The organism is Streptomyces sp. NPDC056144, from assembly GCF_042264145.1.
Taxonomy (GTDB): Bacteria; Actinomycetota; Actinomycetes; order Streptomycetales; family Streptomycetaceae; genus Streptomyces.
Map to the genome: position 1 here is coordinate 321,197 of NZ_JBHJVF010000007.1, position 12,626 is coordinate 333,822.

At 69.4% G+C, this 12,626-nt stretch carries 11 protein-coding genes and 1 tRNA gene; 1 reads left to right on the top strand and 11 read right to left on the bottom strand.

The window, feature by feature from the left end; all coding sequences use genetic code 11:
* Positions 1-5: 5 nt before the first annotated feature.
* The 3 genes from ACFC0Z_RS23155 to ACFC0Z_RS23165 form a co-directional block, all read right to left on the bottom strand.
* Positions 6-422, bottom strand: coding sequence for a cytidine deaminase (locus ACFC0Z_RS23155; protein ID WP_376441041.1), 417 nt, complete (start codon positions 420-422; stop codon positions 6-8).
* A 44-nt stretch (positions 423-466) separates the two neighbouring features.
* Positions 467-1,255, bottom strand: a complete 789-nt coding sequence (locus ACFC0Z_RS23160) for a helix-turn-helix domain-containing protein (RefSeq protein ID WP_376441044.1) — start codon at positions 1,253-1,255, stop codon at positions 467-469.
* 84 nt (positions 1,256-1,339) lie between these two features.
* Positions 1,340-1,422 (bottom strand) — tRNA-Leu (locus ACFC0Z_RS23165).
* 93 nt (positions 1,423-1,515) lie between these two features.
* On the opposite strand from ACFC0Z_RS23165, the gene ACFC0Z_RS23170 reads away from it, so the two are divergent.
* Positions 1,516-2,169, top strand: coding sequence for a response regulator (locus ACFC0Z_RS23170; RefSeq protein ID WP_360806953.1), 654 nt, complete (start codon positions 1,516-1,518; stop codon positions 2,167-2,169).
* 70 nt (positions 2,170-2,239) lie between these two features.
* Here ACFC0Z_RS23170 and ACFC0Z_RS23175 read toward each other — a convergent pair whose 3' ends face one another.
* The 8 genes from ACFC0Z_RS23175 to ACFC0Z_RS23210 form a co-directional block, all read right to left on the bottom strand.
* The gene (locus ACFC0Z_RS23175) at positions 2,240-2,956 is read right to left on the bottom strand and encodes an ABC transporter ATP-binding protein (RefSeq protein ID WP_376441047.1); all 717 of its coding nucleotides are present in this window, start codon (positions 2,954-2,956) and stop codon (positions 2,240-2,242) included.
* Positions 2,953-3,960: an ABC transporter ATP-binding protein gene (locus ACFC0Z_RS23180; RefSeq protein ID WP_376441050.1), complete on the bottom strand. Its 1,008-nt coding sequence runs from the start codon at positions 3,958-3,960 to the stop codon at positions 2,953-2,955. The genes ACFC0Z_RS23175 and ACFC0Z_RS23180 overlap by 4 nt, the downstream gene beginning before the upstream one ends.
* A gap of 3 nt (positions 3,961-3,963) precedes the next feature.
* The gene (locus ACFC0Z_RS23185) at positions 3,964-5,787 is read right to left on the bottom strand and encodes a branched-chain amino acid ABC transporter permease (RefSeq protein WP_376441053.1); all 1,824 of its coding nucleotides are present in this window, start codon (positions 5,785-5,787) and stop codon (positions 3,964-3,966) included.
* A 5-nt stretch (positions 5,788-5,792) separates the two neighbouring features.
* Entirely contained in the window at positions 5,793-6,722 is a 930-nt protein-coding gene (locus ACFC0Z_RS23190; RefSeq protein WP_376441056.1) for a branched-chain amino acid ABC transporter permease, read from the bottom strand.
* Positions 6,723-6,851: 129 nt separating this feature from the next.
* A complete protein-coding gene (locus ACFC0Z_RS23195; protein ID WP_376441059.1) occupies positions 6,852-8,090 on the bottom strand; it encodes a branched-chain amino acid ABC transporter substrate-binding protein in 1,239 nt (412 codons plus the stop codon).
* A 518-nt stretch (positions 8,091-8,608) separates the two neighbouring features.
* Positions 8,609-9,493, bottom strand: a complete 885-nt coding sequence (locus tag ACFC0Z_RS23200; RefSeq protein WP_376441062.1) for a trypsin-like serine protease — start codon at positions 9,491-9,493, stop codon at positions 8,609-8,611.
* Between the two features lie 169 nt (positions 9,494-9,662).
* A complete protein-coding gene (locus tag ACFC0Z_RS23205; RefSeq protein WP_376441065.1) occupies positions 9,663-10,148 on the bottom strand; it encodes a PaaI family thioesterase in 486 nt (161 codons plus the stop codon).
* 67 nt (positions 10,149-10,215) lie between these two features.
* Positions 10,216-12,498: an FdhF/YdeP family oxidoreductase gene (locus ACFC0Z_RS23210; protein WP_376441068.1), complete on the bottom strand. Its 2,283-nt coding sequence runs from the start codon at positions 12,496-12,498 to the stop codon at positions 10,216-10,218.
* Positions 12,499-12,626 lie beyond the last annotated feature (128 nt).

A 12,626-nucleotide genomic window follows, 5' to 3' on the forward strand; every position in this document is an offset into this window, starting at 1 on the left:
CCCCTCTACCCTTCGTCGAGCTGATGATCCGCCCAGACATACGTCGCGGGCAGCAGCTCGACGACGGGAACGGCCCGGAGTTCCTCCCCGCTGCCGACGATGACCGTGACCTCGGGGAAGTAGTCGAGCATCACCTGCCGACACCGGCCGCACGGCGACACGACACCCCGCTCACGGTCCCCGACGGCGACGATCGTCCGCAGCTCGTAGATCCCCTGCGAGGCGGCGGCCCCGATGAGCACGAGCTCGGCACAGGGCCCACCGGTGAAGTGATACGCGTTGACGGCGGTCACGATCCGCCCGTCCACGCCCCGCCCGGCGGCGGCCATGGTGTGGTTGTCCCCACGACACCGAGTCCGCGCGACCTCGGCGGCGACCTGAACGAGCTCGTGGTCGACGGGATGCGGCTGCTGGATGCCCATGTGTTCTTCGCCTTCGTCGGTGGTGGGCCGCCGACGGTACAGGGTCAGTGCTTGGGCCCCACGTGCAGATCCATGAGCGCGACGGAGGCTTTGCGGGCGACGGAGATGTTGTACGGGTCGGTGCCCCTGGCGGTGGTCCGCCACTCGACACCGACCCGGTCGAGCGTGTCACCGAGCAGCTTGCGGATGTCGTCCGACTTGTTGGTGAAGAAGTACCGGGGGTACTCGTAGCGCTTGCGTACCCCGCCGATGACCTTCTTGGTCCAGTTGGTGATCCGGCAGCCGTCGGAGTGGATCAGCCCCCGAATGAATTCCCAGGGGTGGGCGTCGACTATCTCCTGCTGCCAGGCGGCGAGCGCGATCGTGCGCTCGTGCTTCCTGCCAGGCCCGTGCTGGGGGAACAGGCACGGTAGGTGCTGGGAGGTGATCTTCACCTCCTGGCAGCCCTGTCGTCGGACCTTGAATGCGGAATTATCAGGGAACACCGCTGTCATGGCGCTCGCGCAGTCGTCGATCAGGCCGGGCCAGGCGTCCCCGCACGTCACGGAGAGGCTTGGCACTTTCATGGCTCGGTTGTGGCTGATGTGGCCGTCGCCGAGATAGAGGCCCAGGAGGTACGCGTACGCCGCCTCGTCCAGCTCCCGGCCGTCGCAGCGGGGGCACATCGGGCTTCGCCTGCCCGGGCACTCTCCGCGCTTGGCGCGGTCCATGTGCTTCCAGTAACTGATCGTGCCCAGTGGCACGTTGAGCTCGCGGGCCACGTCCGCGTTCTTGCCGCCGTCCCGGAGCAGGGTGAGGGCTCGCTGTCGTACTTCCACGCCGTGAAAGATCATGCGATCACTCTGGGTGACGAAACGTCGCCGCGTGCAGCGAAAAGCGGACGTTCACGCGAAGGTGAACGTCCGCTTCAGAGTCTGTGCCGGGTGCGGGACTCGAACCCGCAAGCCCTCACGGGCAGATGTGTTTGAGACATCCGTGTATGCCATTCCACCAACCCGGCAGATCGCAAGTCGGAGTGTACCCGGTCACCGGTCCGGCCAGCAGCTAGGTAGGCTTCTTCGTGCAGCGTCCTGCCCTGGAACGAGGAGCCCCCGTGACCGCCCCCGAGTCGCCCCAGCCCGCCGACGACGCCGAGGCGTCGCACGTCCCGCCGCTGACGACCCGCGTCGTCATCGCCGAGGACGAGGCGCTCATCCGCATGGACCTCAAGGAGATGCTGGAGGAGGAGGGGTACACCGTCGTCGGCGAGGCCGGAGACGGTGAGAAGGCCGTCGAGCTCGCCCGCGAGCACCGTCCCGACCTGGTCATCCTCGACGTGAAGATGCCCGTCCTGGACGGGATCTCCGCCGCCGAGAAGATCGCCGGCGAGTCCATCGCCCCCGTCCTCATGCTCACCGCCTTCTCGCAGCGCGAGCTCGTCGAGCGGGCCCGCGACGCCGGCGCCATGGCGTACCTGGTGAAGCCGTTCAGCAAGAGCGACGTCGTCCCGGCCATCGAGATGGCCGTCTCGCGCTTCGCGGAGCTGCGTGCCCTGGAGCAGGAGGTCGCGGACCTCTCGCAGCGTCTGGAGACGCGGAAGCTCGTGGACCGCGCGAAGTCGATCCTGCAGACGCAGTACGGCCTGACGGAGCCCGCCGCGTTCCGGTGGATCCAGAAGACGTCCATGGACCGCCGCATGTCCATGCAGCAGGTCGCCGAGGCGGTCATCGAGGACGCCGAGGAGAAGAAGGCGGCCAAGGGCCAGTAGCCCTCGCCCTCCGCGTACGCGAGAAGGCCCGCCCCACAGCACTGTGGGGCGGGCCTTCGGTTCGTGGGGCTCAGTCCTCGCCGAGGTACGCCTTGCGGACGGACTCGTCGTGGAGGAGGTCGGGGCCCGTGCCGGAGAGCACGATCTTGCCGATCTCCATGACGTGGCCCTGGTCCGCGAGGGCGAGCGCGGCCTGGGCGTTCTGCTCGACGAGCAGGATGGTGGTGCCCTGGGCCTTGAGCTCGGTGATGGTCGCCATGATCTTCTGCATCATGATCGGGGAGAGGCCCATGGAGGGCTCGTCGAGCATGAGCAGCTTGGGCTGGGACATGAGGGCCCTGCCCATGGCGAGCATCTGCTGTTCGCCGCCGGAGAGGGTGCCGGCGGCCTGCTTGCGACGTTCGCCCAGGATGGGGAAGAGGTCGTAGGCGCGCTGGACGTCCTTGGCGATGCCGGCGGTGTCCTTGCGGAGGAACGCGCCGAGGAGGAGGTTCTCCTCGATCGTCATGCGGGGGAAGATGTGGCGGCCTTCGGGGGAGTGCGCCAGTCCCAGCGAGACGATCTTGTGGGCGGGGATCTTGCGGAGGGACTTGCCCTCGAACTTGATCTGGCCGCCGACGGGCTTGAGGAGCCCGGAGAGGGTCCGCAGGGTGGTGGTCTTCCCGGCGCCGTTGGTACCGATGAGGGTGACGACCTCACCGGCGTTGACGGAGAAGGAGATGCCCTTGACGGCCTCGATCTTTCCGTAGGCGACGCGCAGGTCCTCGACTTCGAGCAGTGCGGTCATGCGTCGTTCTCCTTGCCCGAAGCAGGGTCGTGCGGGGTGTCGTCCTCGGAGGCGTCCGCCTCGGGGGCCGCGGGGGCCTCCGGGGCGTCCTCGGAGTCGGCCTCGGAGTCGGCCTCGGCCTCAGCCGCCTCGGCCTCCGGCTCCGCGGCCTCCGGCTCCGCGGCCTCGGGGGCCTCGGCGGCCTTCGCCGGCGCGTCGACCGGCTCGCCCAGGTACGCCGCGATGACCCGCTCGTCGCCCTGGACGGTCGCGCTGTCGCCCTCGATGAGCTTCTGGCCCTGGACGAGGACGGCGACGCGGTCGCAGAGGTTGAAGATGAAGCGCATGTCGTGCTCGATGACGAGGACGGCGACGCCCATGTCCCGGATGGCGAAGATGAGTTCCTCGGCCGCGCGGGTCTCCTGCGGGTTCATGCCGGCCGTGGGCTCGTCGAGCAGGATGAGGCCGGGGTCGCTCGCGAGGGCGCGGGCGATCTCTAGCTTGCGCTGCTCTCCGTACGGCAGGTTCTTGGCGAGGTGCTGCGCCTTGTCCTGGAGTCCGATGAACTCCAGGAGTTCCATGGCGCGGTTCTCGGCCTCGGCCTCGGCCCTCTTGAAGCCGGGGAGCCGCAGGAGCGCGGACCAGAGGCCCTGCTTCATGCGGGTGTGGCGGCCGACGAGGACGTTCTCCAGAACGGTCATGTTGCCGAAGAGGCGGATGTTCTGGAAGGTGCGGGCGATGCCGGCGTCGGTGACCTTGAAGGACTTGGGCGGCAGGACCTGGCCCTTGTACCGGACTTCTCCCTCGGTGGGGATGTAGAGGCCGGTGAGGCAGTTGAAGAAGGTGGTCTTGCCGGCGCCGTTGGGGCCGATGAGGCCGACGATCTCGCCGCTGTTGACGGTGAGGTTGACGTCGCGGACGGCGGTGAGGCCGCCGAAGCGCATGGTCACGCCCCGGGCGTCGAGGACGGTCTCGCGGGCGGCCGGCTCCGTGGTGGACTCGGCCGTCTCGGTGGTGGTCGTCATGGCTCAGGCACCTACCTTGGCGGGCGACTCGTCGTGCTCGTGGAACTCCAGCTGGCGGCGGCGGTCCGCGATGATGCCCTCCGGGCGGAAGCGCATGATCAGGACGAGGGCGACGCCGAAGGCGAAGAGCTGGTACTCACCCATGAACTGGAGCTTGTTCGGGATGAGGAAGAGCAGTGCCGCGCCGACCAGGGGGCCGCTCATGGTGCCCATGCCGCCGAGGACGACGGCGGCGAGCAGGAAGGCGGAGTTGGGCGGGATGGGGCCGGCGAAGAGGTACTGCTCCGGGGTCACGGTGTACGTGACGTGGGCCTGGACCGTACCGGCGAGGCCGGCGAGGGAGGCGCCGAGGGCGAAGGCGATGAGCTTGACCCGGAAGCCGTTGATGCCCATGGCGAGCGCGGCGGTCTCGTCCTCGCGGATGGCGACCCAGGCGCGGCCGATGCGGCTGTTGCCGCTGCGGCGGAAGACCAGGACGACGACGGCCATGATCAGCAGCATCAGGAAGAAGTAGTTCGCGAAGCGGCCGATGGTGAACCCGGCGATCGTGTGCTCGGCGCCGAAGTCGAAGCCGAAGATGCTGAGGTTCGGGATCGAGGCGATGCCGTTGGAGCCGTTGGTGATGTCGGGTCCGGAGGTGCCGTCGGTGTTCATGACGGCGATGCGGAAGATCTCACCGAAGCCGAGGGTCACGATGGCGAGGTAGTCGCCGCGCAGCCGCAGGGTCGGGGCGCCGATGAGGACACCGAACACCAGGGAGGCTCCGGCGCCGACGAGGACGGCGGCCCAGAAGGGGAAGTGGACGCCGAACGGGGAGGTCGGGGCTCCGGAGACGAGGGCGGCCGCGTAGGCGCCGACGCCGAGGAAGGCGACGTAGCCGAGGTCGAGGAGACCGGCGAGGCCGACGACGATGTTGAGGCCCAGGGCGACGGTGGCGAAGATCAGGATGTAGACGCCGAGGGTCGCGTACTGGTCGTCGGTCTGGGTGAAGGGGAAGAGCGCGGCGGCGGTGAAGGCGCCGGCGATGGTGAGGTTCTGGTGCTTGGCGGTGAGCGAGGTGGCCTGTGCCATGAGGCCGGACTTGTTGACCGCGGCGAAGCCGAGGCCGGCCGTGATCAGGAAACCCATGAAGAGCTCGTCGTACTCGGTGCCGACGCCGTAGGTGAAGACGCCGAGTGCCACGGCGAGGACGCCTGCGATGATCAGGATCTCGACGGCGGAGTTCATGGCGGGCAGGCGGCGGACGGGTCCGTGGGTCGCGAAGGCGGCCTTGAACTGGGCCCAGCCGTTGCCGGACTTGTGCTTGAACTGGTCCCAGCCGGTGTCCTCGGGGTCCACGGGGTGGACGGCGGCCCGCTCGAACGGGAGGGCGAGGGCGCCGAGGAGGGCGACGAGGGAGGTGACGGCGACGACGAAGCCGCCGGGCTCCAGGTTGACGGGTCCGCCGAGCTCGATGCTGATGGCGCCGACCGTGAACCAGGTGATGGCGAAGGTGGCGAGCGCGGCGAGTTTGAGGGCCGCGTCGCCGCCGGCCGGGGTGAGCCAGCGGGTGCCCTTGACGCCGTACGTGGACAGTCCGAAGAGGACGGTCAGGACGCTGACGACGAGGACCTGGAGCTGGAGGCCCGCGGGGGAGCCGTAGTACGTGAGGTCGCCGGGGAAGCTGGGGGTCCAGGTCCAGGCGAGGAAGCAGCCGGCGGCCGTGAGGGCGCCGCCGCCGAGGGTGAGGGCGCGGGCGATCCGGGCGGGGACGAAGCCGATGAGGCCGGTTGCCGGGGTCGCGTCGGTCGCCGTGGGAACCGTCGAGTTCTCGGAGATGGTGGTCATGGTGCTCACGCCCTGTCCGCGACGCGCTCGCCCAGGAGGCCTTGTGGCCGGACGAGGAGTACGACGATGAGGAGTACGAAGGCCCAGACGTCGGCCCAGGACTGGCCGCCGAGCTGCTGCATGCCGGGGACGTGGCTGATGTACGCCGTCGCCAGGGTCTCGGTGACGCCCAGGACGATGCCGCCGATCATGGCTCCGTAGATGTTTCCGATGCCTCCGAGGACGGCGGCGGTGAAGGCCTTGAGTCCGAGGAGGAAGCCCATCTTGTAGTCGACGACGCCGTACTTGAGGCCGTAGGCGACGGCGCCGACGGCGGCCATCGCGGCGCCCAGGGCGAACGCGATCACGATGATGCGGTCGGTGTTGACGCCCATGAGCTTGGCGGTGTCGGGGTCCTGCGCGGTGGCCTGCATGCCGCGGCCGGTGCGGGTGCGCATGACGAAGAAGGCGAGGAAGGCCATGCAGATCGGGGCGGCGATCAGGAGGAAGACGTCACCGGTCTGGATGGTGACGGGGCCGAGTTCGATCGGGCCGCCGGGGATCTGGGGGAAGGTCCGGGCGGACTTCGCCTCGGGGTACCAGATCCACACCGCGTACTGGAGGGCCAGGGAGAGGCCGATGGCGGTGATGAGGGGGGCGAGGCGGGGGCCTCCGCGCAGCGGGCGGTAGGCGAGGCGTTCGGCGCCGACGGCTATGGTCGTCGCGACGAGCACGGCGCCTATCAGCATGAGCGGGAGGGCGACCCAGATGCTGGTCCCCGTCGGCATGAGGAGCCAGACGGTCAGGGCCCCGAAGCCACCGGTCATGAAGATCTCGCCGTGGGCGAAGTTGATGAGCTGGACGATGCCGTAGACCATCGTGTAGCCGACGGCGATCAGCCCGTACATGGATCCCAGTAGCAGGCCGTTGACCAGCTGCTGCGGCAGTTCGTTCACCGCATTGTCCTCCGAGACTTTCGACGGATGTGACACCGCGCGGGGTGCCTTGGTGCGGCCCCCCGCGCGATGTAGGTGGTGCTGGGTGGTGCTGTGTGGTGCTGAGTGGTTCCCCGGGAGGGGTGTGGATCAGCCGCCGAAGGTGTCGGACTTGACGGGCTTGTGGGCGCCGCCCTCGACCTTGTAGACGGTGAGCTGCTTGTTGGTGGTGTCACCGAACTCGTCGAAGGAGACCTTGCCGGTCACACCGTCGAAGGAGACACCCTGGACGGCCTCGACGACCTTGGCGCGGGCGTCCTCGGGGAGCTTGCCGCTGTTGCCGTCGACGACCTTCTTGACGGCCTCGATGATGGCCCAGGTCGAGTCGTAGGCGTAGCCGCCGTAGGCCTCGTAGGCCTCCTTGTAGCCACCGGCCTTGTAGTTGGCCAGGAACTCCTTGGCGGAGTCGAGGGACTCGATCGGCGCGCCGACGGAGGTGGCGATGTCGCCCTCGGCGGCGGCGGCGCCGGCCAGCTTCACGTACTCGGCGCTGAAGAGCGCGTCACCGCCGACGACGACGACCTTGGCGCCGGCTTCCTTGATCTGCTTGGCGAGGGGGCCGCCGGCGGGGTACTCGCCGCCGTAGTAGACGACGTCGGCGCCGGAGCTCTTGACCTTGGTGGCGACCGCGGAGAAGTCCTTGGTGTCGGGGTTGATGTGCTCGGTGCCGACGACCTTGCCGCCGAGCTTCTCGAACTCGCCCTTGAAGGTGCCCGCGAGGCCGGCGCCGTAGGTCTTCTTGTCGTCGATGATGTAGGCCTTGGTCTTCTTGGCCTCGTTGTAGACGTACTGCGCGGCGAACGGGCCCTGGATGGCGTCCGTGGTCGCGGTGCGGAAGTACGACTTGTAGCCGCGCTTCTTGTCGCCGGTGGACCAGTTGGTGCCCTGGGTGAGCGCCGGGTTGGTGTTCGCCGGGGAGATCTGGGCGAGCTTGGCGTCGTCGAAGACCTTCTGCATCGACTCGGCGACGGAGGAGTTCAGCGGGCCGACGACACCGAGGACGGCCTTGTCGGCGACGAGCTTGGTGGCGTTCTGCTGGCCGGCGGAGGGCTGGGCCTGGTCGTCCAGGGCCTCCAGCTTGAAGGTCACGCCCTTGACGTAGGCCTTCTTGTTGGCCGTCTTGACCGCGAGGTCGGCGGAGTTCTGGATGCCGAGGCCGAGGGCGGACAGTTCACCGGTGAGCGGGGCGTCGAGGCCGATGGTGACGGTGACGTTGCCGCCGTCGCCGCCCCCCGAGCCGCCCTTGTCGTCGCGGGAACCGCACGCGGTGAGGGTGAGAGCACCCGCGGTGACCGCGGTGGTGAGTATGAGCAACGAACGGTTTCGCACGAAGGGTCCTTTCCCTGGCGCGGCCCCCTCGGATGAGGCGGTGCCGTGAAGCTGCTGAGCGAGGGGTGCCGTTTGTCGAACGCCGGGCCGTACTGGGTTGGTACAGGGCCGTGCACTAGGACGCGCCCGGCGGCGCGGTGACTGGCGGTGACTCTAAGCGCAGGTGGGGAGGGTCGGGGAGCGCGGAGGTCAGGATGTGACTGTCTTGTTATGCCGAGGGGGTAAGTGGGGATGTAGGGGCGGGATTAATCGGGTGATAAGGGTGAGTAATGCGGTGTTCACATAGTGAGAACGCGCAGTTCCGCTAAGGGGCTTGAGCGATTCTTGGTACTGACGGTCCGCTGAGCGGACGCTCCGGATACCGGACAGTGGCCCAAACCTCAGCGGACGAATCGGCCCTTCCGCCCCCTCTGTGCACCTTCGATTCGAAGATCACTCAGTGTGACGATCAGCGAAGTGAGAGGGCGGGACGAGGGGGACGAGGGGGACGAGTGGCCGGATCCGTACGCCGACGGGGGTCACGGAAGACGTACGAACGGCTTCAGGAAGTCACGCGCTCCGGGCGTGTCCAGTCGATAGGTCACATTGGTCGCGTAGCAGGGCGTGTCGCCGGTGATCGTGGTCGCGACCAGGGTCCGCCTGCCGTTCAGCGTGGCGAAGTTGGGGCCGCCGGAGTCGCCGTAACAGGCGCCTCCGTTCCCCTGGGGCGCGGTCATGCCCAGCCGGATCCAGACGTTGTTGAGCGCGTTGAAGGTGACCGGTGCCTTCATGCGGACGCCGCCGCCCGGGTGGGTGTGGCCGCCGGGGCCGCGCCTGGCCTCCTCGGTGCCGTAACCGGCCACCGTGAAGGAGGTGTCGTTCAGGCCCTGCGGGCCGAGCGCGTCGAGGGCGCCGGCGCGGGGGAGCGTCGCCGGGGTGAAGGACCAGCGGGCCTTCACGGCGACGGCGGGCAGCTCGATCACCGAGATGTCGTGGGTGTCGGAGGCCGGGCCGGGGTAGGCGGGGTGGCTGTGGGCCGTGCCCTCGACGGCGACGGCGCGGGCGACGGCGGCCGGGTCGCCGGGGTGCTCGGCCGCGGCGCGGTCCAGGGCGCCCTGGACGTCCTGGTCGAGCGAGACGTGGAAGCGGACGTTCGCCGGCCAGTCGGTCGTGCAGTGGGCGGCCGTCAGGAAGGTGTCCGCGTCGATCATCGTGCCGGAGCAGACCCAGTCGACCCGGTCCGGGGTCGCCGGATCGTCGTCGGCGTCCCACGTCGCGACCAGGGCGCCGACCTCGGTGCGCTCGGGGGCGGGGGTCGCGTGGTACGTGTTGATCGCCGAGGCCGGGAGCGCGGTGGCGAGCACGGCGGCGCAGGCGGCGGCGGTGACGGCGGTCAGCGCGTAGGTGGTGCGTGCGGCGGTCACGGAGAGCCCCTCGGTGTATGAGTGGATCAGGTGTTCTCCCGCGGGGGAGGTTCGCCAGTGAAGCGGTTGTGGCCGTGTGGGGCAAGAGGGTCCGGAGAAACGGGAGTTGATACGCGAACGGCGCGGTGCGGGACGATGGTCCGTCCCGCACCGCGCCGTTCGCGCGTGCTTACGCCGCCGGGAGGTTTCCGGCGTCCTTCGGGTCGATCTCGCGGAGCAGGCAGGTGAGGCGCGCGGAGCAGACCCGCTTGCCCTGCTCGTCGCTGATCACGACCTCGTACGTGGCGGTGGACCGGCCGCGGTGCACGGGCGTGGCCACGCCGGTGACGAGGCCGCTGCGGACGCCCCGGTGGTGGGTGCAGTTGAGGTCCACGCCGACCGCGATCTTCGAGACCCCGCCGTGCAGCATCGAGCCGATCGAGCCGAGGGTCTCGGCGAGCACGCCGGAGGCGCCGCCGTGCAGGAGTCCGTACGGCTGGGTGTTGCCCTCGACCGGCATGGTGCCGACCACGCGCTCGGCGGAGGCCTCCAGGATCTGGATGCCCATCCGGTTGCCGAGGTGGCCGGCCGAGAAGAGCGCGGGCAGGTCGACGCCGAGTGTCGCGTACTCGTCGATGATCTCCTGCGGGAACTTCACGTGCTGCTGTTCACCCATGGCCCGGCTCCGTTCGTCTTCGTACGGCATCGCTTGAATCACCAGTTCGGTCAGCCTGAGCAAACGCTTAGGCGGAGGGTGATTGTTCCAGACGGACGACGACGGACTTGCTGGCGGGGGTGTTGCTGACGTCGGCGGTCGACTCCAGCGGTACGAGGACGTTCGTCTCCGGGTAGTACGCGGCCGCGCAGCCCCGGGACGTCGGGTAGTGCACGACCCGGAAGCCGGGGGCCCGCCGCTCGGTGCCGTCGGTCCACTCGCTGACCAGGTCCGTGTAGTCCCCGTCGGCGAGGCCGAAGGCCGCCGCGTCCTCGGGGTGGAGGAGGACGACCCGGCGGCCGCCCTTGATGCCCCGGTAGCGGTCGTCGAGGCCGTAGATCGTGGTGTTGTACTGGTCGTGCGAGCGGAGCGTCTGGAGCAGCAGCCGGCCCTCCGGCACGCGCGGGTACTCGACGGGCGCGGCCGTGAAGTTGGCCTTGCCGGTCTTCGTGGGGAAGCGGCGCTCGTCGCGCGGGCCGTGCGGCAGGCGGAAGCCGCCCGCGTTCGCCGCGAGGCGGGCGTTGAAGTCCTCGAAGCCGGGCACCACGCGCGCGATCCGGTCGCGGATCGTGGCGTAGTCCGCCTCGAACTCCTCCCAGGGCGTGGCCGAGGCGTCGCCGAGGACGGCCCGCGCCATCCGTGCCACGATCGCCGGCTCGGAGAGCAGGTGCGGGCTCGCCGGCGGCAGGTTGCCGCGGGAGGCGTGGACGAGGCTCATGGAGTCCTCGACGGTCACGATCTGCCGACCGCTCTTCTGGACGTCCTTGTCGGTGCGGCCGAGCGTGGGCAGGATCAGCGCGCGCCTGCCGGTGACGGCGTGCGAGCGGTTGAGCTTCGTCGACACGTGGACGGTCAGGCGCGCGGTGCGCATCGCCGCCTCGGTGACCTCCGTGTCGGGCGTCGCGCCCACGAAGTTGCCGCCCATCGCGAAGAACACCTTCGCGTCGCCGTCGCGCAGCGCCTGGATCGAGCGGACCACGTCATAGCCGTGGTGGCGCGGCGAGACGATCCCGAACTCCTTGTCCAGGGCGTCGAGGAAGGCGGGCGCGGGGCGCTCGAAGATGCCCATCGTGCGGTCGCCCTGCACGTTCGAATGGCCGCGCACCGGGCAGACCCCGGCGCCCGGGCGGCCGATGTTCCCGCGCAGCAGAAGGAAGTTGACGACCTCGCGGATCGTCGGCACGGAGTGCTTGTGCTGGGTGAGGCCCATCGCCCAGCAGACGATGGTCCGCTTCGAGGCGAGGACCATCGCGAGGGCCTTCTCGATCTCGGAGCGGTCGAGCCCGGTCGCGGCGAGCGTCTCGTCCCAGTCGGCGGCCTTCGCCGCCTCGGCGAACTCCTCGTACCCGTGCGTGTGCTCCCGTACGAACTCCTCGTCGACCGCCCCGGGCGTCTGGAGGACCAGCTTGTTGAGGAGACGGAAGAGGGCCTGGTCGCCGCCGATGCGGATCTGGAGGAAGAGGTCGGTGAGCGCCGCGCCCTTCAGCATGCCCTGTGGGGTCTGCGGGTTCTTGAACCGCTCCAGACCGGCCTCGGGCAGCGGGTTCACGGAGATGATCCGGGCACCGGCGGCCTTCGCCTTCTCCAGGGCCGAGAGCATGCGCGGGTGGTTCGTGCCCGGGTTCTGCCCGGCGACGACGATCAGGTCGGCGTGGTGCAGGTCCTCCAGGGAGACGCTGCCCTTGCCGATGCCGATCGTCTCGGTGAGCGCCGAACCCGAGGACTCGTGGCACATGTTGGAGCAGTCCGGCAGGTTGTTCGTGCCGAACTCGCGGGCGAAGAGCTGGAGGAGGAACGCGGCCTCGTTGCTGGTGCGGCCCGACGTGTAGAACAGCGCCTCGTCGGGGGAGCCGAGGGCGCGCAACTCCTCGGCGATGATCGCGAAGGCCCGCTCCCAGGACACCGGCTCGTACCGGTCGCCGCCCTCGGGCAGCAGCATGGGCTCGGTGATACGGCCCTGCTGGCCCAGCCAGTAGCCGCTGCGGGTCGCGAGGTCCGCGAGCGGGTGCGCGGCGAAGAACGCGGGCGTCACGCGGCGGAGCGTCGCCTCCTCGGCGACCGCCTTGGCGCCGTTCTCGCAGAACTCGGCGACATGCCGCTTGTCCTCCTCCGGCCAGGCGCAGCCGGGGCAGTCGAAGCCGTCCTTCTGGTTGACCTTGAGGAGGGTGCGGGCGGTGCGCAGCGCGCCCATCTGTTCGTGCGCGATCCGCAGGGTGTGCCCGATGGCGGGCAGGCCGGCCGCGGCGTGCTGTGGCGGTGTGACCTGCGGGGCGTCCTGGACCGGGTCACCGGCCGGGGGCTTGCTGACCATCGCGCTCTCCCTTGAGCGGTATTCCTGTGGCGTACGTCTCCGATCCTGTCACGCGGCACCGACAGGCCGACCACCCGGCTTCGCGGCCTGTGTGGACGGGAATGTCAGCGGTACGTGGCAGGATCGTC

Excerpts from the sequence above, each read along its gene's own strand:
- ACFC0Z_RS23160 (WP_376441044.1), bottom strand. The coding sequence starts at position 1,255 with ATGATCTTTCACGGCGTGGAAGTACGACAGCGAGCCCTCACCCTGCTC.
- ACFC0Z_RS23205 (WP_376441065.1), bottom strand. The coding sequence starts at position 10,148 with ATGGGTGAACAGCAGCACGTGAAGTTCCCGCAGGAGATCATCGACGAG.
- ACFC0Z_RS23210 (WP_376441068.1), bottom strand. The coding sequence starts at position 12,498 with ATGGTCAGCAAGCCCCCGGCCGGTGACCCGGTCCAGGACGCCCCGCAG.
- ACFC0Z_RS23180 (WP_376441050.1), bottom strand. The coding sequence starts at position 3,960 with ATGACGACCACCACCGAGACGGCCGAGTCCACCACGGAGCCGGCCGCC.
- ACFC0Z_RS23155 (WP_376441041.1), bottom strand. The coding sequence starts at position 422 with ATGGGCATCCAGCAGCCGCATCCCGTCGACCACGAGCTCGTTCAGGTC.
- ACFC0Z_RS23175 (WP_376441047.1), bottom strand. The coding sequence starts at position 2,956 with ATGACCGCACTGCTCGAAGTCGAGGACCTGCGCGTCGCCTACGGAAAG.
- ACFC0Z_RS23185 (WP_376441053.1), bottom strand. The coding sequence starts at position 5,787 with ATGACCACCATCTCCGAGAACTCGACGGTTCCCACGGCGACCGACGCG.